This window comes from Allorhizobium sp. Av2, assembly GCF_021462805.2.
GTDB lineage: Bacteria > Pseudomonadota > Alphaproteobacteria > Rhizobiales > Rhizobiaceae > Allorhizobium > Allorhizobium vitis_G.
Map to the genome: position 1 here is coordinate 3,500,001 of NZ_CP192696.1, position 25,528 is coordinate 3,525,528.

The following is a 25,528-nucleotide window of genomic DNA, read 5'->3' on the forward strand; positions in this document are numbered from 1 at the left end:
AAGTACTCGTGCATGACCGATAGCGAACAAGTACCGTGAGGGAAAGGTGAAAAGCACCCCGACAAGGGGAGTGAAATAGAACCTGAAACCGGATGCCTACAAACAGTAGGAGGGCGAAAGCCTGACTGCGTACCTTTTGTATAATGGGTCAACGACTTAGTGTAACTAGCAAGCTTAAGCCGGTAGGTGTAGGCGCAGCGAAAGCGAGTGTTAATAGCGCGATTGAGTTAGTTGCATTAGACCCGAAACCGAGTGATCTAGCCATGAGCAGGTTGAAGGTTGGGTAACACCAACTGGAGGACCGAACCCGCATCTGTTGCAATAGATTGGGATGACTTGTGGTTAGGGGTGAAAGGCCAATCAAACTCGGAAATAGCTGGTTCTCCGCGAAAACTATTTAGGTAGTGCGTCGATCGAATACCTCAGGGGGTAGAGCACTGGATGGGCTATGGGGACTCACCGTCTTACTGATCCTAACCAAACTCCGAATACCTGAGAGTACTAATCGGCAGACACACGGCGGGTGCTAACGTCCGTCGTGAAGAGGGCAACAACCCTGACCTCCAGCTAAGGTCCCCAAGTCATGGCTAAGTGGGAAAGGATGTGAGGATCCCAAAACAACCAGGATGTTGGCTTAGAAGCAGCCATCATTTAAAGAAAGCGTAACAGCTCACTGGTCTAAATAAGGGTCTTTGCGCCGAAAATGTAACGGGGCTAAAGCCATGCACCGAAGCTGAGGATGTGCAGTAATGCACGTGGTAGCGGAGCGTTCCGTAAGCCTGTGAAGGGACAGTCGTGAGACATCCTGGAGGTATCGGAAGTGCGAATGTTGACATGAGTAACGATAAAGGGGGTGAGAGACCCCCTCGCCGAAAGACCAAGGGTTCCTGCTTAAAGTTAATCTGAGCAGGGTTAGCCGGCCCCTAAGGCGAGGCAGAAATGCGTAGTCGATGGGAACCACGTTAATATTCGTGGGCCTGGTGGTAGTGACGGATCACACAAATTGTACAGTCTTACTGGATTGATTGTGCAGTGGAGTGGTTCCAGGAAATAGCTCCACCGTATAGACCGTACCCGAAACCGACACAGGTGGTCAGGTAGAGTATACCAAGGCGCTTGAGAGAACTATGTTGAAGGAACTCGGCAAATTGCACGCGTAACTTCGGAAGAAGCGTGACCCCTTTTTACGCAAGTGGAGAGGGGTGGCACAGACCAGGGGGTAGCGACTGTTTATCAAAAACACAGGGCTCTGCGAAGTCGCAAGACGACGTATAGGGTCTGACGCCTGCCCGGTGCTGGAAGGTTAAAAGGAGAGGTGCAAGCTTTGAATTGAAGCCCCAGTAAACGGCGGCCGTAACTATAACGGTCCTAAGGTAGCGAAATTCCTTGTCGGGTAAGTTCCGACCTGCACGAATGGCGTAACGACTTCCCCGCTGTCTCCAACATAGACTCAGTGAAATTGAATTCCCCGTGAAGATGCGGGGTTCCTGCGGTCAGACGGAAAGACCCCGTGCACCTTTACTATAGCTTTACACTGGCATTCGTGTCGGCATGTGTAGGATAGGTGGTAGGCTTTGAAGCTTGGACGCCAGTTCGAGTGGAGCCATCCTTGAAATACCACCCTTATCGTCATGGATGTCTAACCGCGGTCCGTTATCCGGATCCGGGACAGTGTATGGTGGGTAGTTTGACTGGGGCGGTCGCCTCCGAAAGAGTAACGGAGGCGCGCGATGGTGGGCTCAGACCGGTCGGAAATCGGTCGTCGAGTGCAATGGCATAAGCCCGCCTGACTGCGAGACTGACAAGTCGAGCAGAGACGAAAGTCGGTCATAGTGATCCGGTGGTCCCGCGTGGAAGGGCCATCGCTCAACGGATAAAAGGTACGCCGGGGATAACAGGCTGATGACCCCCAAGAGTCCATATCGACGGGGTTGTTTGGCACCTCGATGTCGGCTCATCGCATCCTGGGGCTGGAGCAGGTCCCAAGGGTTTGGCTGTTCGCCAATTAAAGCGGTACGTGAGCTGGGTTCAGAACGTCGTGAGACAGTTCGGTCCCTATCTGCCGTGGGTGTAGGAATATTGACAGGATCTGTCCCTAGTACGAGAGGACCGGGATGGACATATCTCTGGTGGACCTGTTGTCGTGCCAACGGCATAGCAGGGTAGCTATATATGGAATGGATAACCGCTGAAGGCATCTAAGCGGGAAACCAACCTGAAAACGAGTATTCCCTATCAGAGCCGTGGAAGACGACCACGTTGATAGGACGGGTGTGGAAGCAGGGTAACCTGCGAAGCTTACCGTTACTAATAGCTCGATTGGCTTAATCGTTCTCATTGACCATGCTCATCAAAGCCTTCGGCTTTGATGATGCCATCTGTTTTGTCCTGACGCTGTCGGCTCTTTGAGCCTTCGCTGCGGACGGCCCGCACCATCAGGTGCGACGGCCCTTGGCCTTGCGAGCGGAGCTCGTCACGGCCACGGAAACAAAAAAGACGTGTTCACACAATAAGAAAACGGGCAACGCCCACCAGCTTCTCAATTATGCAAAGCATCAATACGGTTCCGTATCAACGCTTTGGCACCCTTCTGAGCGCAAGCGAAGAAGATGGGTTTGCCAAAGAAAAGGGAACAATGTTGATGCGAGAGCATCAACATTGCCCTTAGCTGACCTGGTGGTCATGGCGGGGCGGCCGCACCCGTTCCCATTCCGAACACGGCCGTGAAACGCCCCTGCGCCAATGGTACTTCGTCTTAAGACGCGGGAGAGTAGGTCGCTGCCAGGTCTGCTAATGGCAATGTTGTAAAGACATCAATCAAATCAATCATCTTCTCTCCAAAAATTCGGCCCTGCCGACAACAAAAAGGGTCGCATAAAGCGACCCTTCTTACGTTGAAAAATACACTAAAATATAACGCGGGGTGGAGCAGCCCGGTAGCTCGTCAGGCTCATAACCTGAAGGCCGCAGGTTCAAATCCTGCCCCCGCAACCAAATAAATCACCGCAATACCATCAAAGCCCCTCAACCGCAGGGGCTTTTTTGCGTTGCTTGGTTTCATATTGGCCAATTGCACAAAGCCAAGGGTATCTTGACCTAACAAAGCCCCCACGCAAATTTAATCATCACGCTCACAAACTCTTCAAATTCCAAAACAAGCCAAAACCTCTCCAATCATAAACCGCCAACTCAAACTCACCTAAAATAATAAAATAAATGCCGAATATCGAAACTGTGTGACCTTGCCCCCAAGTTTTATCCAGTTTTGAGTTCGCTCCGGCGGTTTTGGGTTGCTGTATTTGGTGCGGTAGCGGCGGGTTGCGGTGCGGAGCCATTTCGGCTGCGCAGCACCGCATCACGTCGCGGGTTGATGGTTTGAGCGAACTCGGCAGGAGTCATCCAGCCAAGTCCAGAGTGTGGTCGATGCTCGTTGTAATCGCCTCGCCAATTTGAAAGCTCTGATCGCGCATGGATCAATGACGAGAAGAGGGTTTCATTCAGGAGTTCGTCTCGTAGCCGTCCATTGAAGCTTTCGATAAAAGCGTTCTGGATTGGTTTGCCAGGGGCGATGTAGTGCCATTCCACTTTGGTCCGATCCGCCCAATGCAGGATTGCGTTACTGGTGAACTCACTGCCGTTGTCACTGACGATCATCTTCGGCTTGCCGCGTGCTTCGATGATCCGATCAAACTCACGGGCAACCCGTAGCCCGGAAAGGGACGTATCGGTGACGAGAGCCAGGCATTCCCTTGTGCAGTCATCCACGACCGTCAGAATCCGGAACCTGCGGCCATCAGTGAGTTGATCCGACACGAAGTCCAGCGACCAGCGATCATTGGCAGCCGTCGGGATCAACATCGGCGCTCGGGTGCCTATCGCCCGCTTACGTCCGCCACGCTTGCGCACAGTAAGCCTCTCCTCCCGATAGAGCCGGAAGAGCTTCTTGTGGTTCACAAGGTGGCCCTCGCGTCTGAGCAGCACATGAAGGCGCCGATATCCAAAGCGGCGGCGTTCATGCGCCAGCGCCTTCATTCGCTCGCGAAGATCATGGTCATCGCTGCGCCTGGTTTCATAACGGATCGTCATCCGGCAAAAGCCGATGGCTTTACACGCCCGCCCCTCTCAGCGGTGTAAACACCGCCTGCCGGGCAATGGTTCGCTCATCTGGTGATGATCTATCAGATGTGCGACAGCTTTCCGCTTGGCTGCGGGCGTCACCACTTCTTTCCCAAAAGGTCTTTCAAAGCGGCATTGTCGAGCATGGCGTCTGCCAGTAGCCGTTTCAACTTCGCGTTCTCATCTTCTAGCTTCTTCAGCCTCTTGGCTTCGGATACGTCCATGCCGCCGAACTTGGCCTTCCACTTGTAGATGCTCGCATCACTGACACCGCGCTTGCGGCAAAGCTCCGAGACCGGCGTGCCCGCCTCATGCTCCTTCAGAATGCCGATGATCTGTTCGTCTGTAAAACGGTTGCGCTTCATTCCCTGGTCCTCTCAATGGGCCAGAGCTTACTTCAAAATGGATTATTTAAACGGGGCAAGGTCATCTCGAGAAGCTGAACAGCATTATCCCGTGGCCGGTGTTCGAGAAGCCGCTGGCCAAGGCGCTGAAGCGATCGGATGGATCAAAGGGCGGGCGTCCGCCGTTTCCGGCTGTGCTGATGTTCAAGATCCTTGTGCTCCAGGCGCTCTATAATCTCTCCGACGACCAGGCCGAGTTCGTCATCCAGGACCGGCTTTCGTTTATGCGGTTCCTGGGGCTCGGCCTTTCCGACAAGGTGCCGGACGCCAAGACGATCTGGCTGTTTCGCGAAAGCCTTGTACGAGCCGGTGCCATCGACAATCTGTTTGCACGTTTCGACAAGCATCTCTCGCGGTCCGGGTATCTGGCCAAGGGCGGGCAGATCGTCGATGCGACGATCATCCAGGCACTGAGGCAGCACAACAGCCAGGACGAGAAGCAAGCGATCAAGGCCGGAGAGATACCGCAGGACTGGAAGGAGAAACCCGCCAAACTTGCCCAGAAGGATCGGGATGCGCGTTGGACTGTGAAATATTCCAAAGCAAAGCAGCCGACGGAAATCCCGACATCAGCACCAACGAAGACCCACGACATTGCCATTCCGATGTTCGGTTACAAGAATCATGCGGGCATTGACCGGGCGCATGGCTTCATCCGGTGATGGACGGCGACGAGCGCGAGCGCCCATGACGGCGCTCAGCTCAGGAACGTCGTGACCAAGGACAATACCGCCTCGACGGTCTGGGCCGATAGCGCCTATCGCTCCAAGACCAACGAGGACTGGCTGAAAGACAATGGCCTGAAGTCGGACATCCACCAGCGAAAGCCAGAGGGCAGGCCAATGCCGGAAACGATATCGCGGGCAAACGGGCGACGATCCAAGATCAGGTCCGCTGTCGAGCATGTCTTTGCCAGGCAGAAGGACAAGATGAAGCTCTTCATCCGAACGATTGGGATTGGCAGGGCCAAGGTGAAGATCGGCATGGCCAATATCGCCTACAACATGCTCCGATACGTGTTCCACGAAGGTCGCCGTGTCGCCGCATGACGCTTGCCGCCCCGCAAGGGGCAGGAATGCCGAAATCAACAGTTCAAAAATCGCCGCTAAACGCGACGGTAGGCTCAGATCGCCCCATCACCGCAGGAAATCGGGGTAAATCGAGGTGTCCAGATGGCTTTGGTGGGTGAGTGACCAAGCCATCTGGGATCGTATTGTCAGGGAGAGAGTTCCTCAAGAACGCGGTCTTTGGTCTCCACTGCGAAGAGAGCCGTTACGAGAGCACCAATTAGCAGAATTACCGCGAAAGCCCCGAAAACATATTGGATGCCCATTGAGGTCATCACCCAGCCGACAGCGATCGGGCCAGCCGACGATCCGAGCCGTAGCCAGGCGCTACCTGTGCCCGTGCCGATCGCACGCAGACGTGTCGGGTAGATCTCCGAGGAATAAAGGTACAGCGAAAACGTTACAGTCTGGACAATCGCATACGAAAGTCCCGCGAGAACCAGAACCTGAATTGCTGACGTCGCTCCTAGCCACGCGAGAATGATCAGCGGGATCGGTGCGATCATAAGCGCGCCGGTATACCAGCGTTTACGGCCAACTTTGTCGATGAGCAATGCGCAAATAATCGCCGCGATGACGCCACCGACCGAGGTGATAAAGCCGTAGAGGATACTTGTTTCCAGCGGAAGATTGAATGTCTGGCGATAAAGGGTCGGAAGCCAGGTGATCGTCCCATTGGCCACCATATAAGCGCAGAACCACATCGCCCATATTGATAACGTGCGCTTCAGATAAATGCCCTGAAACAGTTCGCGCCAGTCGGATTTGCGACGCATGGGCGCGGCGACGATTTTTGGTTCAGGCAGTTCGTTGCCGGCGGCCCGGGCGCTGTTCTCCAACTTGGCGACGATACGATCAGCTTCTTCATACCGACCATTGGCAACCAACCAGCGAGGAGATTCATGCAGGAACCAGCGCAGGGGGATCATCAGCATCGCGGGAACCAGGCCGACGGCGAACATGGCTTTCCAACCATAGAGCGGAACCATGAAGTATCCGATCAAGCCTGCGCCCACCAAGCCAAGCAGAAACATGACCTCGTATAATAGAAAGAAACGGCCGCGCCCTTTTGAGCCGATCAGCTCGTTGATATAAGCGCTGGCGACCGGCACTTCACCGCCGGTTCCAATGCCTTGTACGAACCGGAATGCCATCATCATGCCGGCGCCTGCTGCAAACAAGCACGCAATATCCATGCTGACAAAAAGCAGAATGGTGAACAGCAGGACTTTCAAGCGGCCAATCTTTTCAGCCATCCAACCGAAGCAGACCGCGCCAATTAACTGCCCGAGATAGCCCATGGACAGGATCATGCCGGTTTGTCCCGGAGTGAGGTTCCATTCGCGAACCAGAACCGGCATGGCATAGGCGATTGCGATGACGGTGTAGCCGTCAAAGAAGGTTGCAGCGCCGACAATGTTCCGCGCCCAGAAAACCTCGCGGGTGACGGGCAGCCTTTCAAGGCGCGCACTAATTTCAGCTTGCGGGTCAACAAGCGGCGACGCCGCCGTGATCCGTTGTTCAATATTCATGATATCCTCCCTCTGCCTGGCTCATTCTCCCAGCCGGCGTCGAACCTACGCGTTGATCGTCTCGACTTCTGGATTTGGACACAGGATGACCGAGAATCCGGAAGACGCGGCTCTTCACGGTGAGGTGCGCACCAAGCATAGCAGTCGGTGCGGATGCGGTGCATCACTCCCAGATGCGGCCGCAATATCCTCCCCTTGGAATGCCCCCGCCTGATACGAACGATCATTGAAATGACCGTTCGTATTCCTTTGTTGCCAGCAAGGCGAAGATGCGAAAGCATCGTCACGCCTTGGTATGACAAGCGGGGAGTTGCGGACTATTCGGCCGCCATCAGTTGCTCAACGCGACCGATTCCGGCAGCATCGAAGGCCGCAAAGATTTCAGCTTCAGCCTTCTCGCCGAGATTCTTCAGGGGCTCGCGGATTGTGGCGTGCTCCAGAACGCCACGATGGACGAGACCGAGCTTGAGAGCCACGGTGCCCTCCATGTGAGAACCCCGATGGTACACGGCTCGGGTAACCGGAAGGAGTTGCTCGAAAAATTTGCGTGCTTCGGGATAGTTCTGCGCCTTGCCCGCCTTGATCAGGTCGATCAGGAGCTCCGGGGCGATATTTCCGTAACCGACGAGCAGGCCGTCAACATCGAACATCGTCGGCAGCAACCACTCGTCGTGGCAACTCAGGATTTGAAGGTTGGGATTGGCCTTTTTGAGCTCCGGGATCTCAACGTACCAGCGCTTCATGTTGCGCACACCGTTCTTGGTGGCAACGACGCCATCCTGGGTCGCGATTGCAAGCTGGGTGTCCAGGTCATAGGACGCTTTGGTCGCATCCGGATACTGGAAGAGAATGCATTGCAGACCGGATTCCTGCCAGATCGCCTTGTAGCGATCCTGTGGGGCGCCCTTCTGGAAGCCGAACCGGAGCCAACCATGGTTAGGATAAACCAATGCGCCAGTTGCCCCGGCTGCCTTGCACTTCTTGGCTTCTTCCGCTGCGACCCGGGTGCCTTCACCGGTGATACCAGCAATGATCGGAATCCGACCGTCGACGGCCTCTACATAGGTGCGGATGAGCTTCAATCGCTCTTCTTCCGTCAGGAAAGTGCCTTCGCCGGCATGACCAAGAATGACAAGGCTTTTCACGCCGTCCATTCCCGCAAGCCATTTGGCGATGCGGGTATTGGCAGCATAATCAACCTCGCCATCGCGGGTGAAGGCAGTGACTGGTGCCGGGCTGAGCCCTCTCATGTCCATTGGTTGCATCGGGTATCTCCTCCTCAGATAGCCGCCGCCCGCTTTAGCGACCGGCGATAGGATCGTTAATGGGAACGTTCCCAATATCGGTTCTGATTTTACTGGAGTCAATATTTTTTTTAATGCATGGTTGAAACTGCAATTGCGCAGGGCTTCAGCGGAGAATGTGGAATGACTGTAAGGACCGAAGATGCAGGGCGTCTGGGACGCGTGACAATTCTCGATGTCGCGTCGGCTGCCGGTGTCTCAAAATCGACGGTATCGCGCATTCTGGATGAGCGGCTTCCCCGTTCCGATAACGATACGGCGCGTCGCGTCCGCAAGATTGCAGAAGAGCTGGGATATGTGCGGGATATCTCGGCGGCGAGCTTGAGGCGTGGTAGCACAATGACTGTCGGGATCATCGTGCCCCGCTTGACCGATACGGTCATGGCCATGCTTTACGAATCGCTGGCCAAGGCCTGTAGCAGAAGTGGCCGCTTTGCAATTGTCGCGACAACCGATGACAAGCCAAGAGCAGACAGGCTTGCTGCCGAATCACTTTTGAACCGTGGTGTCGATGGGCTCATCCTGTCGACAGCGCGTCTGGATGATGATTTTCCTGACGACCTCATCGCTCGGGGAGTGCCCCATGTCTTCGCACTTCGCACGGCTGGTGCAAGCCTCTGTTCCGTGGGCGATGACAGGTTGGGCGGGTACCTGGCAACACGCCACCTGATAGACCTGGGCCATCGGCATATTGGGGTGATTGCAGGGCCATCTTATGCTTCCAGCTCGGTCGGGCGGGTGGAAGGCTACAAGCAGGCTATGCAAGAAGCAGGACTTCCGGTCTTTCCAGAGGCAATCGTTCCATCGACCTTCGGGATCGACGCCGGCGCGGAAGCCGCAGAATGTCTGATGCGGTTGGAAAATCGTCCGACAGCAATCTTTGCCGTCAACGACAACACGGCTATCGGCGCGCTCTCGGGCCTTTCGCGTCTTGGAATTTCAGTACCCCATGAGGTTTCCGTGGTCGGATATAATGACATTCCGATCGTCAATCATCTCCCCATTCCGCTGACAACGGTCCGGGTTCCCTTCGACCAGATCGCATCGCATGCTTTGGATCTATTGCTGAGTGAGGCGGTCACGGCTGAAGACAGGATACGGATCTCGGCTCCGACGCTTATCCCGCGCAAATCGACGTCGAAGCCGGCGCTGTAGCACGTTATGCCAGCTGCATAATTTTCTCTTTCAACCGATGGAGGGAATGATACGAAGATTCATTGAAAATGACTCTTCGTATCAGTGAGACGGTACGTCGCAGATCGGAATGGGACGGGGTGGAGGTGCGGGATGATCCTGCTTGTATTGAGCGATAATCGGCTCGAGCTTTTCCTTGGGCCAGAATGTCGGGGTGCCAATTTCCTTCAGGCAGGCATTATTCCAATAGGTCTTATTCGCTGACGAGGATCGGCCTGCCGCCAAGTCCCGGGACACTGCGTTGATGTCTCGCGACTCAGGATAGATGTAGAGGGTTGTGGGGTTATCCTTGACCAGCGACAGGACTTGAGGCGCATCGTCGGGCGACCAACTTGTGCAGCCGTCACTGCGACCAGCGGGGTAAGTGACGAGATTACCGCGCGGGACATAGCCATCTCGATTGGCATAGCTGCTCTCAGGCTTTTTCAGCATGCAAATCCCGGAGACCAATGCCGCCGCATGCCCGCCAATAGCCCGCTGGCGGGCATTGGCGGTCTCACCGGTTCCATCGAACTGTACGAAAGAACGCGTCAGGAAAGACTCCTGATTGGCCGAGGTGCGGTAGTAGCCTTTGAAGGACGTCTTGATTTCGCTCGTCATGTAAGCGCCGCCCGCCGTCAGATTTGAATCCAGGGCGTTGCCAAAGTTCTTGGCGCATTCTCGTCCGTTTGAAAAATTGACCACGCCCCCGAGATTGCGCCCGCCGCCATGTCCCGCTGATATAACCCGAAAGGACTGTTCCGCCTCGCAGATGACATAGAAGCGGCCCCCGGAGACGCTATCGGTACGGTCGTTTGGTCGTGTGGCATCCATCGCGAAGTAACACGCGTTCCGGACCTTCCCTTCCGCCACTCTCTCCAGGTAGAGCGCACGCGCCCTCTCCAGGACGACAGGGGCGATCTGCCCGGTTCCTTCTCCCGCATGGTTTTTCAGCCAGTCTGGAAGGTGTGATTGTCCTTCTGACGCCATTGCCAGGGAGGATGCCGATGATAAAGCGAAGACGGAGAAAAGTCTGATGAATTTGAAAAAATTGGGAGTGAATTTCATGCGCATCTTCCTGAAACATCCGTTGCTTTGCGAATCTTACCGAGGCTGAAACCCACTGGCAGGATGCTGTAGCACTCTAAATTTGCTGCATAATCCTCTCCTCAAATCGGGTCAGATTTAAGGAATGATGCAGTCAAGAATGTTCAGGGATTGATGATTGGCAACATGCCTTGCAAATAGCCGGGTTTTGGAAAAACCCGGCTATTAACCTTTGGGGACACTCTCGATTACAGCGTAACGACGATCTTTTCCTTGGCAGCCTTAACTGCCGCATCCGCCAGCTTCAGCGCAATCAAGCCATCTTCAATGGATGGAGACGGTGCCTTTCCGTTTTCAGTAAAGTCAAGGAACGCCGAGATTTCCGCCGCATAAGCCGCCGTGTAGCGGGTCATGAAGAAATCATGCAGCGGCGGGCGGGTGTAGCCGTCCTTGGTGGCGATCTCAATGGAGACCGGGCGCTGATTTTCAGCGGCTACCGAGCCTTCCGAACCATGGACTTCAATGCGCTGGTCATAGCCATAGGTGGCGCGGCGCGAGTTGGAGATAATCGCCTGACGGCCAGACGCCGTGGTCAGCACCAGGCTGGCGCTATCAAAATCGCCCAGTTCGCCAATCTTCGGATCTACCAGCACGGCAGCCGATGCCATGACCGAGGTGATTTCTTCACCCAGCAGGAAGCGGGCAATGTCGAAATCATGAATGGTCATATCGCGGAAGATACCGCCGGAGACCTTGATATAGTCTGGCGGCGGCGCACCGGGGTCGCGGCTGGTGATGGTGACCATTTCGACCTTGCCGATCTTGCCATCATCAATCGCCTTGCGAACCGCCTGAAAATGGGGATCGAAACGACGGTTAAAGCCCAGCATCACCTTGCCGCCGTTGGCACGCACCACCTCGGCGCAGGCTTCTGCCCGCTTCACATCCAGATCAATCGGCTTTTCGCAGAACACGGCCTTGCCAGCGGCGGTGAACCGTTCGATCAGATCGGAATGGGTGTTGGTGGGGGTGCAGATCAGCACAGCATCAATCGATGCATCGGCCTCAATCTCTTCAATGGTCTTGACCGCTGCACCATAGGCATCGGCAATCGCCTTGGCGGCTTCTGGGAAAGCATCCGCAACGGCCACCAATTGGGCGCGCTTGTCTTCGCCAATGGCCTTGGCATGCACCTTGCCGATACGGCCTGCGCCCAGAAGGGCCAGTTTCTTTACCATCGTTCTTCTCCTCCCTGGCCTGCACCCGATGGGGCGCAAAGCACATGACACGTTAAAATCTCAAACCAAACGACACGAACCATGACAATCGCCAGCTCTTGCGTCACTCCTCGTTTGGAATATACGTTCTATTTTGCTAGATTGGGATCGTGTTTATGTCAAGGCAGGCTGTGATGCCGCCTCGACAGGTTTCACGCCATTACCACCCCCGTGCCAACACTTGAGGCCCTATATCCGCCATGTCAGAAACAATGATGTCAGACACAATGCCGCAGGGCATCGATACCGACAGCATCAAAGCCCCCGACAGCGTCAAGGCGTTTGAAGAGCGGCTGATGCAGGTCTCGGACACGCTGCCCAAGCGGCTCAAGCAATGCGCGGACTATGTGGCCGCCAATAAGGACCGCATTGCCGTCTCGACTGTGGCCGAAATGGCGGAAGGGGCAGGCGTGCAGCCCTCTGCCTTTATGCGCTTTTGCCAAATATTTGGTTTTTCTGGATTTTCCGAGATGCAAAAGCTGTTTCGGGATTCCTTCGTCGGTGGCTGGCCGGATTATTCCACCCGCCTGCATCATTTGCGGGAAACAGCATCTGGCAGCCCATCGGCGCTTTTGGCAGAGTTTGTCGAGGCGGGGCGCGTATCGCTGGAAGGATTGCTGCAAACGGTCGATCCGCAACTGCTGGAAAAGGCCGTGGCCTGCCTCGGCACGGCTGGAATGATCCATATTGTCGGCCTGCGCCGCTCCTTTCCGGTGGCAAGCTATATTGCCTATGCTTTTGAAAAAATGGCAGTTCCAGCCATGTTGCACAGTGGCGTTGGCAAGCTGGAAAGCCAGCATGCCATCCGCGAGGGCGATGTGGTGCTGGCCATTACCTTTGCGCCCTATTCGACCGAGACGCTGGATCTGGTTGAGCAGGTCTCAGCGCGAGGTATTTCTGTGGTGGCGATTACCGATACTGTGGTCAATCCGCTTCGCAAACTGGGGGCAATAACCCTCTCAGTCGCCGAGGTGGATTTTGGGGCGTTTCGCTCACTCTCTGCCACGCTCTGTCTGGCCATTGCGCTCTCGGTTGCGGTGGGAACGGCCCGACAACAGGACTGAACATTTGTGTTGATGGGCTCAGAAATAGAATATATAGTCCATTTTTAAGCGATAATAGAATGACCTTCCGGGAGTGAGGTCATTGACGGCAGGAGAAACAAGCCCTGCCGCGTCCAAGGAGGAAAGCGTGCCAAAACTTGACCTGATCACCATCGGCCGTTCGTCCGTTGATCTCTACGGCGCGCAAGTGGGTGGCCGTTTGGAAGATATGGCCTCCTTTAACAAATATATCGGCGGCTCCCCCACCAATATTGCCGCAGGCACGGCCCGGTTGGGTTTGAAATCCGCGCTGATCACTCGCGTGGGCGATGAGCATATGGGTCGCTTTATCCGCGAACAATTGGTGCGCGAAGGCGTGGATGTGCGGGGCGTCAAGACGGACCCCAAGCGGCTGACGGCGCTGGTTTTGCTCGGCATTCGCGATGAGCACCAGTTTCCGCTGATTTTCTACAGAGAAAACTGCGCCGACATGGCGCTGTGCGAGGATGATATTGATCCCGCCTTTGTGGCCGAGTCCGGTTGTGTGTGCGTCACGGGTACGCATCTGTCGCATCCCAATACCGAAGCTGCGGTGCTGAAGGCGCTGCGATTGGCGCGGGAAAATGGCGCAAAAACCGCGCTGGATATTGATTACCGTCCCAACCTTTGGGGTTTGGCGGGTCATGGCGATGGCGAAAGCCGGTTTATCGAGTCGCAAGCCGTCACCGCCAAACTCCAATCAACCCTGCATTGGTTTGATCTGATTGTCGGCACGGAAGAAGAATTCCACATCGCGGGCGGCTCTACCAACACGGTGGAAGCGCTGCGGGCGGTGCGGAACGTGTCTGGGGCAACATTGGTGTGCAAGCGCGGTGCCTTGGGCGCTGTGGTGTTTGATGGCGCAATTCCAGATAGCCTTGACGATGGCCAGACTGGCGAAGGCTTCCCCATTGAGGTCTTCAATGTGCTGGGCGCTGGCGATGGCTTCATGTCTGGCCTGCTGAAAGGCTGGTTGACGGGCAAGGATTGGCCGACGGCCTTGAAATATGCCAATGCCTGCGGTGCCTTTGCCGTCTCGCGCCACGGCTGCACGCCCGCCTATCCCAGCCTTGAAGAGCTGGATTATTTCTTCAAAACCGGCATTCGCAACAAAGCGCTCCGCAAGGATGCGGCGCTGGAGCAGGTGCATTGGTCCACCAACCGTGATGGTGAATGGCCGCAGATGCGGGTGTTTGCCTTCGATCACCGTATGCAGCTGGAAGCCATGTGTGATGAGGCGGGTGTATCCCATGAGCGGATCGGTGCTTTCAAGCAGCTTTGCCTCAAAGCGGCGCAGCAGGTGGCCAATGGTCAGCCCGGTTATGGCATTTTGTGTGATAGCCGTTTGGGCCGTGATGCGCTCTATCAGGCCTCCGGGTCTGGTCTTTGGATTGGCCGCCCCGTGGAATGGCCGGGCTCGCGCCCGCTGACATTGGAGCCGGAACTGGGCGAAGATTTTGGTGGCCTCACCGAATGGCCGGTGGAAAATGTGGTCAAGGTTCTGTGCTTCTACCATCCCGATGATGATGCGGCTTTGAAGGAACAACAAGAAAATACGGTAAAACGTCTTTTCACGGCTGCACGGCGTAACCGGCTTGAAATGCTGTTGGAGATTATCCCCTCCAAGGTTGGCCCCACCGATGATGATACTGCCGCCACCATCATCCAGCGCTTCTACGACATTGGCGTCTACCCCGATTGGTGGAAGCTAGAGCCGATGAAAACGACAGGTGCTTGGGCGAAGGCGGTTGATGCCATTTCCCGCAACGATCCCTATACGCGGGGCATTGTTGTTCTGGGTCTGGATGCGCCCGCTGCCGAGCTTGAGGAGAGCTTTAAAACCGCAGCCAGCTTTGATCTGGTCAAGGGCTTTGCCGTTGGCCGCACCATTTTTGGCGATGCGGCCCGCAAGTGGTTAGCTGGCACACTATCGGATGACGATGCGATTGCGGACATGGTGGGTAAATACACATCGCTGTGTCAGGTATGGGATCGGGCGCGTTCAAACGCTTGAGCCTTTAGAATTTCAGGGAGAGAGACAATGACTACCGCTGGGAAAACGGTGCGATTGACAGCCGCTCAGGCTCTGGTGCGCTACCTTGCCAATCAGATGACGCCGGAAGGCGTGCCGTTTATTGCTGGCGTCTGGGCCATTTTTGGCCATGGCAATGTTGCGGGTCTGGGCGAGGCCTTGCAGGGGGCGAAAGATAGCGTCACCACATGGCGCGGCCAGAATGAGCAATCCATGGCCCACGCGGCCATTGCCTATGCCAAACAGCTTGGCCGCCGCCGCGCTATGGCTGTTACCTCCTCCATTGGTCCCGGTGCGCTGAACATGGTCACGGCTGCGGCCTTGGCGCATGTTAACCGCCTGCCGGTTCTGCTTCTGCCCGGTGATGTCTTTGCCAATCGCGGACCTGATCCGGTGTTGCAGCAGGTGGAAGATTTCAATGATGGCGTCATGTCGGCCAATGATTGCTTCCGCCCCGTCAGCCGCTATTTCGACCGTATTTCCCGGCCTGAACATCTGTTGACCGCGCTTCCCCGCGCCTTTCGCACCATGACTGACCCCGCCGATTGCGGCCCGGTAACGCTGGCCTTTTGTCAGGATACACAGGCCGAGGCCTATGATTATCCTGAAAGCTTCTTTGCGCCAAAAATCTGGCACATCCGCCGTCCGCAGCCCGATGCGTTTGAGCTGGAAACGGCGATTGCCGCCATCAAATCCGCCAAAAGCCCGGTGATTGTTGCTGGCGGTGGCGTGCATTTTTCCGGGGCCACCCAAACCTTGCTGGATTTTGCGACAAAGCATCAGATTCCAGTGGTGGAAACCCAGGCCGGAAAATCGGCCCTGCCATGGGATGACGCGCTGAATTTCGGACCCGTCGGCGTGACGGGTGCAGCCAGTGCCAACACGATTTGCGAGGGGGCGGATCTTGTGATCGGTGTTGGCACCCGCTTTCAGGATTTTACCACCGGATCGTGGGCGCTGTTCAAGAACCCCAACCGCAAGATTCTGGCTCTCAATGTTCAGCCCTACGATAGCGCCAAGCATGATGCCCTGCCGCTGGTGGCCGATGCGAAAATTGGTCTGGAACTGATCTCCTCTGCTTTGGGGGATCATCGCTTTTCCACGCCGGATGCAGGCCTCAAAGCCGATTGGTTCGCAAAGGCCGATGCAGTCACGGCACCGCCGAAGGATGGCAACAGCCTGCCAACAGACATGCAGGTGATTGGGGCCGTGCAACGCGCCTCGCGTGACAATACGGTGGTGATGTGTGCCGCTGGCACTATGCCGGGCGAGTTGCACCAGCTTTGGAAATCCAAACTGCCGCTGTCCTACCATATGGAATATGGCTTCTCCTGCATGGGCTATGAGATTGCCGGCGGCATGGGCATCAAGATGGCCGAGCCGGAGCGTGACGTGATCGTCATGGTCGGCGACGGCTCTTACATGATGATGAATTCCGAGCTGGTCACCGCCTGCGCTTTGGGCGTGAAAATCACCGTTGTCATCACCGATAACCGGGGCTACGGCTGCATCAACCGCCTGCAAATGGGCACCGGCGGGGCGGAGTTTAACAATCTCTACGCCCACACCTCGCATATCCACGCGCCGCAAATCGATTTTGCCGCCCACGCCGCATCCATGGGTGCCGATTCAAGCAAAGTAACCACCATTGCCGAGCTTGAAACCGCTTTGGCCAGTGCCCGCGAGGCGACACGACCCACCGTGATTGTCATTGACACCGATCCTTACCCAACGCCTGAAGCTGGCGGGTACTGGTGGGATGTGGCGGTGCCAGAAGTATCAGACCGCAATGAAGTGCAACAGGCTCGCGCCCACTACGTGGCAGCGCTGAAGGAAAGACAGTAAGATGATTCTCTACGGAACCAACCCGATTGCCTGGTCCAATGACGACGACCGCACGCTGGGTGCCCATATCAGCCTCGACCAATGCCTCGATGAAACCGCCAAAATCGGCTTCGACGGCATTGAAAAGGGCCATAAATTCCCGCAGGAACCAGCGGCCCTGAAGGCTGTGTTGGAGCCACGCGGCCTTCGCTACGTCTCCGGCTGGCATTCGCTGAACCTGCTGACAAATTCGATTGAGGACGAAAAGGCAGCGATGCAGCCTGCCCTCGATCTGTTGAAGGCCATGGGCAGCAAGGTGATCATTGTCTGCGAAACATCGAATGCTATCCATGGTGATGACGGCAAGCCGGTGAATGATCGCCCGAAACTGGCTGATAGTGAGTGGGCCAGCTTTGGCGCAGGCGTGGAAGCATTGGCTGAATTTGCGGCGGCGCAAGGCATTGCTCTGGTTTACCACCACCACATGGGCACGATTGTCGAGAGCGAAGAAGAAATCGACAAGCTGATGGCCAACACTGGCCCGCATGCCAAGCTGTTGCTGGATACCGGCCATTGCCTGTTTGGCGGCGGCAACCCGGAGCGCGTGGCAACCCACTATATGGGCCGCGTGGGTCATATCCACGCCAAGAACATCCGCCCGGTGATTGCAAAGCAAGTGCGCGATGAAAAGCTCTCCTTCCTTGAAGGCGTGCGCCGTGGTGTGTTCACAGTGCCGGGCGACAGTGAGGGCGGTGTCAATTTTCCGCCGGTGCTGAAAATTGCAGGCGAACATGGCTATGAAGGCTGGTTGGTGATTGAGGCCGAGCAGGACCCGGATGTGCGCAATCCCTATGATTACCAGAGCCTTGGGCTTGCTTCGCTGAAGGCGATGGCTAAGGCTGCGGGGTTGGATAAGGCGGCTTAATCGGTCGGAGCGAGGGGGTTAAGCAAGCACCGACCTATGCTATATCCCTCCCACCACAGCCTCCAACGGGAAGGGGCCAGCCCTGACCCGAACACACAAGGTAAGCCAATGCAATTTCTCGATCCCCACCACCCGTTTTTTAAGCCGCTCTGGGTGCGCATTCTGGTCGTGCTGGTGCCGCTGGTCTGGGCGGGGGTCGAGCTTTATAATGGGTCTCAAACCTGGGCGATGATTTCGCTGGCGCTTGGGTTTTACGCCGGTCTGCAACTGTTCTGGGTGTTTTACAAAACGCCGGGGAAGGGAGATGAAAAATGACCAACCTATTGCGCAAGCCCGTGGCCGCCATTGGCAAAGTGCATGACATCACCCCGGAAAGCGCCAATTGGGGCTATGTCGGCTTTGGCCTTTATAAGCTGAAAGCAGGCGAAAAGGCCGCTGAACAGACGGGCGAGACGGAAGTGATTCTGGTGCTGGTCGAGGGCAAAGCCGAGATTTCGGCTGCGGGCAAAAGCTTCGGCGAGCTTGGCGACCGCATGAATGTGTTTGAGAAAAAGCCGCCCCATTGCGTCTACATCCCGGCTGGCAGCGAGTGGAGCGCCATCGCCACCACGGATGTAACGCTGGCCGTCTGCACCGCGCCCGCAAAACCGGGCCGCGAGGCACAGGTGATTGGCCCGGCAGGCGTGGTCCTCACGGAGCGCGGCAAGGGAGCTAACACCCGCTATATCTTCCCCATTGCCATGGAAGAGCGCGATGTGGCCGATAGTCTGCTGGTGACAGAAGTGTTTACCCCGCAGGGCCACTGGTCATCCTACCCGCCGCATCGGCATGATGAGGATAATTTCCCGGATATGACCTATCTGGAAGAGACCTATTATCATCGTTTGAATCCGGCTCAAGGCTTTGGCTTCCAGCGCGTCTTTACCGAAGACGGCACGCTGGATGAAACCATGGCCGTCTCTGATGGCGATGTGGTGCTGGTGCCCAAGGGCCACCATCCATGCGGTGCCCCTTATGGCTATGAGATGTATTATCTCAACGTCATGGCCGGACCGCTGCGCAAATGGCGCTTCCAGAACCACCCCGACCATGACTGGATTTTCAAACGCGACAATCCGCCAAAAGCTTAATGGTCCCTTCCCCAAAACCTCCACCAGGGGCGGGGAGGTTTGAAAGATGTTTCCCTGTATCCGGTGCCCGCAATATGGTGTTGATAGGCACCGGTTGGAAAACGCTTGTTTGCCTCGATCATAGGGAACGGTGAGTTTCTGGAGAGAAGAATATTGTCTATTAAAAAGGATAATAGTGCTGCATCATACGCGCCATTGTCTTTTTGACAGACAGCCTCGTCAACATAAGCATTTTTGACATTAAACGTGTTTGATCTTTCAGAAAAATCCACGCGATATACCGCCGCCCCCGTCCAACTCCGATGGAGAAATAGTGAGTGAGCGGCGAAGAAAATAACCCACTTATCCTCCATGGAATTTGGAATGAAACCCTTCTTGATCGTTTCATATTCCGCCAGTGAAAATCGTGCGGTGTAGGGAATCGGCTTCAATTTGCCAAACGGTTGAATGTCCCATTGGTCAAAAGACTCCAGCATTTGCCACCTCAGATTACAGGGATTGCCCGATTCGGGCTGTCCCCTTCTGGCCATTGTCGCGGATCCAGTTGAGGCTTTTATCGCCGGTTTTATAGAGCTCGAAACACATCGGCGTGCCTTTATACCAGGTGGTAAAGCGCTGGCAGAGGCGGTCGCCATTGATCCACCATTTGCCGGTATCATTGGGCTTCACGAAGCGGCCAAGACCCAGAGCTTCCCCCGAGCCATCAACGACCCCACTTGTGCGATAATTCAGCGGAAACTCCCCGCCCATCGGCGTGGCGAGATAGATGCGCTTGCCGATGATGTCGCTTTTGATGTCGGTGGAGGTATATCGGCTTTCATTGGCGGCCTGCGCGGTGCCGGTAGCACACGCAACCAGGGCGATACTGATCAATAAACGTCGAAACGACATGATTCCAAGTCCTCCTGTGATCCATCGTTCTGAGTAGAATCGTAGAGGTGTTACGCAGCCCGTCAGCATTCGGATGACTGGCAGCACAATAAATGTCGCAAAAAGGTGGAAAATGCGTCGCTTTACATCAATGACATCGCTTCGCCCAAGCTATAGCGCACTCGTTATCGGCGCATCCGGCGGTATCGGTTCAGCCCTTTGCGCGATATTGGGGTCGGATAGTGCCTGTCGGGAGGTGGTGACGCTATCGCGCCGAGAGAACGGCTTCGACCTGATGGAGGAGGCGAGCATCGCCGCCTGTGCGGAGCGCCTGGCTGGTCAGCAACACAGCTTCGATTTGATCGTTTGTGCAACGGGCGCTTTGACTATTAACGGCGTTGGGCCAGAAAAAGCCATCAAAGCCGTAACTTCTGAAGCGATGGCGGCCCAATTTGCGCTGAATGCCATTGGTCCAGCGCTGGTGCTCAAATATTTCACGCCGCTTCTGGCGAAAAACAGCCGGTCGCTGATGGGTTTTCTGTCGGCTCGGGTCGGTTCGATTGGCGATAATCGACTTGGTGGCTGGATTTCCTATCGGGCATCCAAGGCGGCTCTCAACCAGATCGTTCATACCAGCGCTATCGAAATCGCCCGATCACGACCGCAATCCGTCATTGTCAGCCTGCATCCCGGCAGTGTCGATACCGGACTTTCTGCTAATTTCGCCGTGGGTCATGAGCGGTTTGCCCCGGATCACAGCGCAGGCCTATTGCTATCCGTGCTCGACACGCTCCCGCCCGCCCAGACAGGCGGCTTTTTCGCCTATGACGGTTCCGTGATCGAGTGGTAGCAACCAATCCGGAAGCCCGTTTGGCGCGTAGTTCAAGTATTGATAGCAATGAACCGGAGATTTGATCATGTCGGGACTGAAATCTGCACTTGCGGGTCTGGGCGTCGGACTATTTGCATCTATAAGCCCAGCAGTGGCGGCTGATTTTACCTTCGAGGACTATTTCGTCGGCAAGACCGTGGCCGAGGGACACTTCGCCGCCATCAATGGTGTCAGTCGCAAGTTCACCGTCGATCTCACTGGCAAATGGGATGGTCATATTCTGACACTGCGGGAGGATTTTCGCTTCGAGGATGGCACGCGCGACCGCAAAACCTGGCAGTTCGTCAAAACAGGGCCGACGACCTATACCGGAACCCGCGAGGATGTGGTGGGCAATGCGCTGGTGCGGCTGAGCGGCGATACCGCTCGTTTCAACTATCTCGTCTATCTCTCGCCCGAGACCCAGTCCAACAAGGTCAGGTTCTACGACAAAATGGTGTTGAAGCCGGATGGTACCGTGCTCAACACCGCCTGGGTTACGAAATTTGGCTTTCCGGTCGCCAAGACCACCGTTTCCTTCCATAAGGCCGGCAATGCCACCAAGACAAAGGCACAAAAGCGCCAGGAGATTGCACCGTGATGGTCATGTCATCCTCGTCGCGCGCCAGGGTTGCCTGGATCACCGGCGCCAGTTCCGGCATTGGGCGCGCGCTTGCGCTGAAATTGGCGCGTCAAGGCTATATCGTCGGCGTCAGTGCTAGGCGGACCGAGGATCTGCTGGCGCTGGCGGCTGAAAATCCAGATCGAATTCATGCTTTTCCGCTGGATATTACCGACGGAAACGCGGTGAAACAGGTGGTGGCCGACATTGAAGCCAGGCTTGGCCCGATCGACATGGCGGTGTTTTCCGCAGGCTCCTATATCCGCGAAAATGCAGTGCGTTTCGAGGCCGAGCAGTTGCGCAGGATGGTCGATCTCAATCTGGTCGGCACCGGCCATTGCCTGGAAGCGGTGATTGCCGTGATGGTCGCTCGCGGCAAAGGCCGGATAGGCCTTGTCGGTTCGGTCTCCGGCTATAGCGGCCTGCCGGGCGGCGGCATTTACGGGGCAACCAAATCAGCGATGATCACCCTGGCCGAGGCCTTGCGTCCGGCTCTTGCCGAAAAAGGCGTGGCGATCAGCATTATCAATCCGGGCTTTGTCAAAACCCCGCTGACCGACAAGAATGACTTCCCCATGCCCTTCCTGGTGACGGCTGAGCAGGCTGCCGATCACATTGAAAAGGGAATGGAGGCCGGAAAATTTGAAATCGCCTTTCCCTGGCAAATGGTGGTGTCACTCAAGCTGTTGAGGCTTTTGCCTTATCCGCTGTATTTCGCGTTGACGCGCAAAATGCTGCGGAAAAGCTGAAATATTTGAGAGTGTTGTAACGTCAAAAGGGGGCCTTCGCCCCCTTTTTGATTGATGATCGAACGTTTATTTTTCAAGCTCGAACTGCACCACATCAAGCCGTCCGGTTCGAAAGCCTGCCGCGCAGTAATGCAGATAATAGCGCCACATGCGGAAGAAGCGCTCGTCAAACCCCAGCGGTGCAATTTTGGACCAATGGGCGGTAAAGCTCTTGTCCCAGGTGAGCAGAGTGCGCTCATAATCCAGACCAAAGCGGAAAGTATCGCAGGTTTTCAATCCCGATTTTTGCGCCGATGCTTGGAATCGCTCGACCGAGGGCAACATGCCACCTGGAAAAATATAGGTCTGGATGAAATCCGCTTCGCGCTGATATTGCTCGAAACGGCTCTCATCCAGGGTGATGACCTGAACCACGGCCTTCCCGCCGTCTACCAGCAGATCGCGCACCCGGTTGAAATAGACCGGCCAGTTTTCCTCACCGACTGCCTCGAACATTTCGATGGAAACGATCTTGGTGAACCGGCCCTGCACATCCCGGTAATCTTCCAGCCGGATATCGCAGCGCTCGGCATATCCCGCTGCCTGCATCCGCTGGCGCGCATAGGCGGCCTGTTCGGTGGAAAGTGTCAGGCCCGTTACCTGGCACCCGCTGGCGCGGATGGCATGTTCGGCAAAGCCGCCCCAGCCGCAGCCGATTTCCAACACGTGATCTTCCGGCCCCAGCGCCAATTGTTCCACGATACGCTGGTATTTGGCGGACTGCGCTTCGCCAAGCGATTGATGGGCATGGGTATAGAGCGCCGATGAATAGGTCATCGTCTCATCCAGCCAATGGCGATAGAAGGCGTTGCCGAGATCGTAGTGGAAGGCGATGTTGCGCCGGCTTCCGGCCTTGGAATTGCGCCTCAGCTTATGGCGCAGCAGGGCCAGCTTGCCCAGCAGTGCGGAGGGTGACATCAGCCCGTGCCAATTGCCTTCATTGGCAATGGCAAGCTCCAAAAATCCGGCAATATCGGGACTGTCCCAGTCGCCGTCCATATAGGACCTCGAAAAGCCGAGCGTTCCCCCCGACATCACCCGCCAGACCGGACGGGCGTTGTTTAGCTTCAGGACGGCAGAGGGTCCGGCTTCACGACCGGTGACGTGGTGTTCCTTGCCGTCAGGAAACAGCAGCGTCAGATGGCCATGGGTCAGGCGGCCCGCCCAGCCGCACAGCACCCTTTGCCACAGCGGCGCGGAGGTGAGAGAAAGTGTCGCGGTTTGCTGGTCGGCATGGGTCATGACGGGCTCCTTGCGTTTGCAGCCTCAGGCGGAATGATGGAACTGGCGACCGGGTTCTGCGCCTTGCGATGCCGATGCAATGGCACGCCTTTCGCCCAGAGTTTAAGCGCTTCCCAATGGATGGCGCCCATGACTTTCAGCGTCATCAGCGGATAACGCACCAGAACCTTTGCCAGGGCCCGGTCATCAAGGGTGCGGCGCTTTCCGCAAAACGACGCATAGAGCAATAGCCCCTGTTCGTCGGCTTCGTTGATGGCGACTGTCACCGTTTCGCCCGGTGGCACGATTTTGAACCGGTAGAGGCATTCCATCGGCATGAAGGGCGAGACATACATCTGCTTGGCGCAGGCGTGGCGGATCGAGCCATCCTCTTCCACGCTAGCCGGAATGACATAAGTGTGCCGCTCGTGAAAGGTATTTTCAACCTCGTAAAGCAGGGCCAGCAGGTCGCCGGACGGCCCATAGCAATAATAAAGCGTCAAGGGATTGAAAACATAGCCGAACATGCGCGGATAGCAGAGCATGCTCACTTTCATGCCCTCGGTGTTAAGGCCGGCCTGCTCGACATGGTTGGCAACCCACGTCTTCAAACCTCCCGGAATGCCCAGGCCATGATCGCGGTCGTCAATTCTCAAGATGGCGCGGCGGTTATATCCCAGAAGCCAAAGCGACTTGTCTATATCAGGCAGTTCATCGAGATCGACCAGCAGGCAGAAGACCTGATATCGCAGACTATGCTTTTTAGGCCGGTGGCGTTGATGCACAACCGCACCGGTGAAAATTGCCGATGACCAGCTCATTGTGCAGCCGCCAGCACCGATTCGACAAAAATCCGGCCTGATTGGTTTTCCACCGACCACGGACGGGCAATTCCAGACAATTGTTCGGCAACAGCCAGGCCGGACTGAAGGCCGTCCTCGTGGAAGCCACTGCCGAAATGCGCACCGCAGAACCAGGTCCTGTTGCGCCCCTGCAATTGCCAGAGCTGGCGCTGGGCGGCGATTGCCTTGGCATCGAAAAGCGGATGGGTGTAGTTGAAGACCTGATGCACCTTGGACTCGTCGATGTCGCGCGAAGGATTGAGCGTTACGAACAGCGGAAGCGAGGCGTCGAGGCCCTGTAACCGGTTCATCCAATAGGTTACGCACAGCGGCCCTTCGCCAGCCTTGCGCTCTTCGCCGATATAATTCCAGCTCGCCCAGACCTGCTTGCGTTTTGGCATCAGTTTGGTGTCGGAATGCAGAACAGCAACATTCTTGGTGTAATCGAAGCAGCCAAGCAGCGCCCGTTCCAACCCTTGCGCATCGTCCAACAGTGCCAGTGCTTCATCCGCATGGGTGGCGACAACAACCTGATCGAAACGATCCTGATAGCCGCTTTGCGTGACGATCTTCACCCCCAGCGCACTGCGTATAATAGCCTTGACCGGATCGTTGGCCCGGAAATCGGCATTGGTCGCCTGCTTGATGCGCAGGACATATTCACGGCTGCCCCCCGTTACCGTGCGCCATTGCGGCCTGTTCTTCAACGTGACCAGACCGTGATTGATGAAGAACCGGACAAAGGCGTTCAGCGGATAGGCCCGCATGTCGGCAGCCGTTGTTGACCAGATCGCAGCGCCCATAGGTAGCAGGTGATCCTCGATAAACGCATTGTTATAGGCTTCCAGATCGAGATAATCGCCAAGCGTTGCCGCTGTCAGGTCTTGGCGCTCGAGCAGCAAAGGCGCTTCCCGGTAAAAGCGCATTATGTCAGCCACCATGCGCCAGAAGCGCGGGCGAAGCACGTTGCTGCGCTGACCGAGCAAACCCGCCAGCCCGCAGCCGGAATATTCGAAACGGCCCGCATCCAGCGAGGCTGCAAAGGACATGTCGGAGGCTTGGTTTGGCACGCCGAGATGATCGAACAGGGCAACGAGATTTGGATAATTTCGGTCGTTATAGACGATGAACCCGGTATCAACAGCCACAGGTCCGTTTGGTCCTGCGACGTTGACGGTATTGGCGTGACCACCGAAGCGGTTTTCAGCCTCAAACACCGTGACATCGAAACCCTTGGACAAAAGCCATGCGCAGGACAGACCGGAAATCCCCGATCCCACAACTGCAATGCGCTTTGTGCCTGTGGTCAATCCGCTGTCTAATCCGATCTTCATAAGAGCGGTCGCCTCCCGGTTGTTCGTTTACAGTATTTACGAACGCTAGCGGAGGCTGGATTGCCAT

Annotated in this window: 19 protein-coding genes, 1 tRNA gene, 2 rRNA genes and 2 pseudogenes (1 of these 24 running past the window's edge); 14 read left to right on the forward strand and 10 right to left on the reverse strand. The window is 56.1% G+C overall.

Annotated elements, in window-relative coordinates; all coding sequences use genetic code 11:
- The 3 genes from FS819_RS16295 to FS819_RS16305 form a co-directional block, all read left to right on the forward strand.
- A 23S ribosomal RNA gene (locus FS819_RS16295) occupies window positions 1-2,332 on the forward strand (it extends 467 nt beyond the left edge of the window).
- Between the two features lie 340 nt (window positions 2,333-2,672).
- Window positions 2,673-2,787: ribosomal RNA gene (gene rrf / locus FS819_RS16300) — 5S ribosomal RNA — on the forward strand.
- Between the two features lie 130 nt (window positions 2,788-2,917).
- Window positions 2,918-2,994, forward strand: a tRNA-Met gene (locus tag FS819_RS16305).
- Window positions 2,995-3,255: 261 nt separating this feature from the next.
- Here the strand turns inward: FS819_RS16305 and FS819_RS16310 are convergent.
- A pseudogene (locus FS819_RS16310) lies at window positions 3,256-4,481 on the reverse strand (IS3 family transposase).
- Between the two features lie 65 nt (window positions 4,482-4,546).
- On the opposite strand from FS819_RS16310, the pseudogene FS819_RS16315 reads away from it, so the two are divergent.
- Window positions 4,547-5,569 (forward strand): annotated as a pseudogene (locus tag FS819_RS16315) (IS5 family transposase); the annotation flags it as partial.
- A gap of 167 nt (window positions 5,570-5,736) precedes the next feature.
- On the opposite strand, the gene FS819_RS16320 reads toward FS819_RS16315, so the two are convergent.
- Window positions 5,737-7,119 carry an MFS transporter gene (locus tag FS819_RS16320; RefSeq protein ID WP_156548865.1) on the reverse strand — a complete coding sequence of 461 codons (1,383 nt, stop codon included), beginning with the start codon at window positions 7,117-7,119 and terminating at the stop codon, window positions 5,737-5,739.
- 317 nt (window positions 7,120-7,436) lie between these two features.
- A complete protein-coding gene (locus FS819_RS16325; protein ID WP_197434083.1) occupies window positions 7,437-8,384 on the reverse strand; it encodes a dihydrodipicolinate synthase family protein in 948 nt (315 codons plus the stop codon).
- Between the two features lie 162 nt (window positions 8,385-8,546).
- On the opposite strand from FS819_RS16325, the gene FS819_RS16330 reads away from it, so the two are divergent.
- Window positions 8,547-9,578, forward strand: a complete 1,032-nt coding sequence (locus FS819_RS16330) for a LacI family DNA-binding transcriptional regulator (protein ID WP_156548867.1) — start codon at window positions 8,547-8,549, stop codon at window positions 9,576-9,578.
- 81 nt (window positions 9,579-9,659) lie between these two features.
- Here the strand turns inward: FS819_RS16330 and FS819_RS16335 are convergent, their stop codons facing one another.
- Both FS819_RS16335 and iolG read right to left on the reverse strand, forming a co-directional pair.
- Window positions 9,660-10,664, reverse strand: coding sequence for a hypothetical protein (locus FS819_RS16335; protein ID WP_156549389.1), 1,005 nt, complete (start codon window positions 10,662-10,664; stop codon window positions 9,660-9,662).
- 227 nt (window positions 10,665-10,891) lie between these two features.
- Window positions 10,892-11,881 (reverse strand): inositol 2-dehydrogenase, encoded by a 990-nt coding sequence (gene iolG / locus FS819_RS16340; RefSeq protein WP_156548869.1) that lies wholly within the window; start codon window positions 11,879-11,881, stop codon window positions 10,892-10,894.
- A gap of 254 nt (window positions 11,882-12,135) precedes the next feature.
- Here iolG and FS819_RS16345 point away from each other — a divergent pair, with 254 nt between their 5' ends.
- From FS819_RS16345 to iolB, 6 genes are all read left to right on the forward strand, one after another.
- Complete coding sequence (locus FS819_RS16345) at window positions 12,136-12,984, forward strand: MurR/RpiR family transcriptional regulator (protein ID WP_234624747.1); 849 nt, start codon at window positions 12,136-12,138, stop codon at window positions 12,982-12,984.
- 127 nt (window positions 12,985-13,111) lie between these two features.
- Window positions 13,112-15,016, forward strand: a complete 1,905-nt coding sequence (locus tag FS819_RS16350) for a bifunctional 5-dehydro-2-deoxygluconokinase/5-dehydro-2-deoxyphosphogluconate aldolase (RefSeq protein WP_234624746.1) — start codon at window positions 13,112-13,114, stop codon at window positions 15,014-15,016.
- A 27-nt stretch (window positions 15,017-15,043) separates the two neighbouring features.
- Complete coding sequence (iolD, locus tag FS819_RS16355; RefSeq protein ID WP_156548872.1) at window positions 15,044-16,879, forward strand: 3D-(3,5/4)-trihydroxycyclohexane-1,2-dione acylhydrolase (decyclizing); 1,836 nt, start codon at window positions 15,044-15,046, stop codon at window positions 16,877-16,879.
- 1 nt (window position 16,880) lies between these two features.
- Window positions 16,881-17,783, forward strand: coding sequence for a myo-inosose-2 dehydratase (iolE, locus tag FS819_RS16360; protein WP_156548873.1), 903 nt, complete (start codon window positions 16,881-16,883; stop codon window positions 17,781-17,783).
- Between the two features lie 108 nt (window positions 17,784-17,891).
- Window positions 17,892-18,098: a hypothetical protein gene (locus tag FS819_RS16365; RefSeq protein ID WP_070164129.1), complete on the forward strand. Its 207-nt coding sequence runs from the start codon at window positions 17,892-17,894 to the stop codon at window positions 18,096-18,098.
- Window positions 18,095-18,913, forward strand: a complete 819-nt coding sequence (iolB, locus tag FS819_RS16370; RefSeq protein WP_156548875.1) for a 5-deoxy-glucuronate isomerase — start codon at window positions 18,095-18,097, stop codon at window positions 18,911-18,913. Before FS819_RS16365 ends, iolB begins: the two co-directional genes overlap by 4 nt.
- Here the strand turns inward: iolB and FS819_RS16375 are convergent.
- Together FS819_RS16375 and FS819_RS16380 are read right to left on the reverse strand one after the other, a co-directional pair.
- Window positions 18,910-19,389 carry a hypothetical protein gene (locus tag FS819_RS16375; protein WP_156548877.1) on the reverse strand — a complete coding sequence of 160 codons (480 nt, stop codon included), beginning with the start codon at window positions 19,387-19,389 and terminating at the stop codon, window positions 18,910-18,912. The genes iolB and FS819_RS16375 overlap by 4 nt on opposite strands.
- A gap of 13 nt (window positions 19,390-19,402) precedes the next feature.
- Window positions 19,403-19,804, reverse strand: a complete 402-nt coding sequence (locus tag FS819_RS16380; RefSeq protein WP_070164126.1) for a hypothetical protein — start codon at window positions 19,802-19,804, stop codon at window positions 19,403-19,405.
- Window positions 19,805-19,934: 130 nt separating this feature from the next.
- Here FS819_RS16380 and FS819_RS16385 point away from each other — a divergent pair, with 130 nt between their 5' ends.
- From FS819_RS16385 to FS819_RS16395, 3 genes are all read left to right on the forward strand, one after another.
- Window positions 19,935-20,633 carry an SDR family NAD(P)-dependent oxidoreductase gene (locus FS819_RS16385; protein WP_156548879.1) on the forward strand — a complete coding sequence of 233 codons (699 nt, stop codon included), beginning with the start codon at window positions 19,935-19,937 and terminating at the stop codon, window positions 20,631-20,633.
- A gap of 67 nt (window positions 20,634-20,700) precedes the next feature.
- The gene (locus FS819_RS16390) at window positions 20,701-21,255 is read left to right on the forward strand and encodes a DUF3833 family protein (RefSeq protein WP_156548881.1); all 555 of its coding nucleotides are present in this window, start codon (window positions 20,701-20,703) and stop codon (window positions 21,253-21,255) included.
- A complete protein-coding gene (locus tag FS819_RS16395; RefSeq protein ID WP_156549395.1) occupies window positions 21,255-22,025 on the forward strand; it encodes an SDR family NAD(P)-dependent oxidoreductase in 771 nt (256 codons plus the stop codon). Before FS819_RS16390 ends, FS819_RS16395 begins: the two co-directional genes overlap by 1 nt.
- 66 nt (window positions 22,026-22,091) lie before the next feature.
- Here the strand turns inward: FS819_RS16395 and FS819_RS16400 are convergent, their stop codons facing one another.
- The 3 genes from FS819_RS16400 to FS819_RS16410 are packed head-to-tail and all read right to left on the reverse strand — an operon-like array spanning window position 22,092 to window position 25,461.
- The gene (locus tag FS819_RS16400) at window positions 22,092-23,306 is read right to left on the reverse strand and encodes a class I SAM-dependent methyltransferase (protein ID WP_156548884.1); all 1,215 of its coding nucleotides are present in this window, start codon (window positions 23,304-23,306) and stop codon (window positions 22,092-22,094) included.
- Window positions 23,303-24,106 (reverse strand): DUF1365 domain-containing protein, encoded by an 804-nt coding sequence (locus FS819_RS16405; protein ID WP_156548885.1) that lies wholly within the window; start codon window positions 24,104-24,106, stop codon window positions 23,303-23,305. The genes FS819_RS16400 and FS819_RS16405 overlap by 4 nt, the downstream gene beginning before the upstream one ends.
- On the reverse strand, window positions 24,103-25,461 hold the full coding sequence (locus FS819_RS16410; RefSeq protein ID WP_156548887.1) for an NAD(P)/FAD-dependent oxidoreductase: 1,359 nt from the start codon (window positions 25,459-25,461) through the stop codon (window positions 24,103-24,105). Before FS819_RS16410 ends, FS819_RS16405 begins: the two co-directional genes overlap by 4 nt.
- Window positions 25,462-25,528 lie beyond the last annotated feature (67 nt).

Bases quoted from the DNA above. Each gene is read 5' to 3' on its own strand.
- iolB (WP_156548875.1), top strand. From the start codon at position 18,095: ATGACCAACCTATTGCGCAAGCCCGTGGCCGCCATTGGCAAAGTGCAT.
- FS819_RS16380 (WP_070164126.1), bottom strand. From the start codon at position 19,804: ATGTCGTTTCGACGTTTATTGATCAGTATCGCCCTGGTTGCGTGTGCT.
- iolE (WP_156548873.1), top strand. From the start codon at position 16,881: ATGATTCTCTACGGAACCAACCCGATTGCCTGGTCCAATGACGACGAC.
- FS819_RS16345 (WP_234624747.1), top strand. From the start codon at position 12,136: ATGTCAGACACAATGCCGCAGGGCATCGATACCGACAGCATCAAAGCC.
- FS819_RS16405 (WP_156548885.1), bottom strand. From the start codon at position 24,106: ATGAGCTGGTCATCGGCAATTTTCACCGGTGCGGTTGTGCATCAACGC.
- iolG (WP_156548869.1), bottom strand. From the start codon at position 11,881: ATGGTAAAGAAACTGGCCCTTCTGGGCGCAGGCCGTATCGGCAAGGTG.
- FS819_RS16335 (WP_156549389.1), bottom strand. From the start codon at position 10,664: ATGAAATTCACTCCCAATTTTTTCAAATTCATCAGACTTTTCTCCGTC.
- FS819_RS16330 (WP_156548867.1), top strand. From the start codon at position 8,547: ATGACTGTAAGGACCGAAGATGCAGGGCGTCTGGGACGCGTGACAATT.
- FS819_RS16390 (WP_156548881.1), top strand. From the start codon at position 20,701: ATGTCGGGACTGAAATCTGCACTTGCGGGTCTGGGCGTCGGACTATTT.
- FS819_RS16400 (WP_156548884.1), bottom strand. From the start codon at position 23,306: ATGACCCATGCCGACCAGCAAACCGCGACACTTTCTCTCACCTCCGCG.
- FS819_RS16395 (WP_156549395.1), top strand. From the start codon at position 21,255: ATGGTCATGTCATCCTCGTCGCGCGCCAGGGTTGCCTGGATCACCGGC.
- FS819_RS16365 (WP_070164129.1), top strand. From the start codon at position 17,892: ATGCAATTTCTCGATCCCCACCACCCGTTTTTTAAGCCGCTCTGGGTG.
- FS819_RS16325 (WP_197434083.1), bottom strand. From the start codon at position 8,384: ATGCAACCAATGGACATGAGAGGGCTCAGCCCGGCACCAGTCACTGCC.
- FS819_RS16385 (WP_156548879.1), top strand. From the start codon at position 19,935: ATGACATCGCTTCGCCCAAGCTATAGCGCACTCGTTATCGGCGCATCC.
- iolD (WP_156548872.1), top strand. From the start codon at position 15,044: ATGACTACCGCTGGGAAAACGGTGCGATTGACAGCCGCTCAGGCTCTG.
- FS819_RS16410 (WP_156548887.1), bottom strand. From the start codon at position 25,461: ATGAAGATCGGATTAGACAGCGGATTGACCACAGGCACAAAGCGCATT.
- FS819_RS16375 (WP_156548877.1), bottom strand. From the start codon at position 19,389: ATGCTGGAGTCTTTTGACCAATGGGACATTCAACCGTTTGGCAAATTG.
- FS819_RS16320 (WP_156548865.1), bottom strand. From the start codon at position 7,119: ATGAATATTGAACAACGGATCACGGCGGCGTCGCCGCTTGTTGACCCG.